Below are 337 nucleotides of genomic sequence, written 5' to 3'. Positions count from 1 at the left end.
ATAGAAAACGCGGGAAGTTCGTTGACTTCGTACTAGCTCGAATCGGTCACGCTCAGGTTCAGTTGGGACAAAAGCCTAGCGACGTAGAAGACCCAAAGCATGATGATCAGTGGAATCGCATGTTGGATTTACCCCTCGTCCCGCACCCAGACAAGAACTGTAAGCAGATCGTGATGTGCGACTATGACATGCCTGACGGCGTGCTCCGGCTGCGCGTACGCGCTGCGATGGCAGGGTACGTCCTGCAGCAATACCATGTGGACTGTTCTCCAGACCACAGCATTGTGGACAATGCTTATCGCCTCTGGCTGAGCGACCCCTTGGCTCTGTATGGAGT

The 337-nt window shown here is 54.3% G+C and carries 1 protein-coding gene; it reads left to right on the top strand.

The window, feature by feature from the left end; all coding sequences use genetic code 11:
• Positions 1-119: 119 nt before the first annotated feature.
• Positions 120-337 (top strand): BrxR family transcriptional regulator (locus GYB81_RS24610; protein ID WP_498052055.1); only part of this gene is annotated, 218 nt, incomplete at its 3' end.

It is taken from the genome of Pseudomonas yangonensis (genome assembly GCF_009932725.1).
Taxonomy (GTDB): domain Bacteria; phylum Pseudomonadota; class Gammaproteobacteria; order Pseudomonadales; family Pseudomonadaceae; genus Aquipseudomonas; species Aquipseudomonas yangonensis.
Note: the sequence above shows the minus strand (reverse complement) of the source record. Positions and strands in the feature narration are given on the sequence as shown.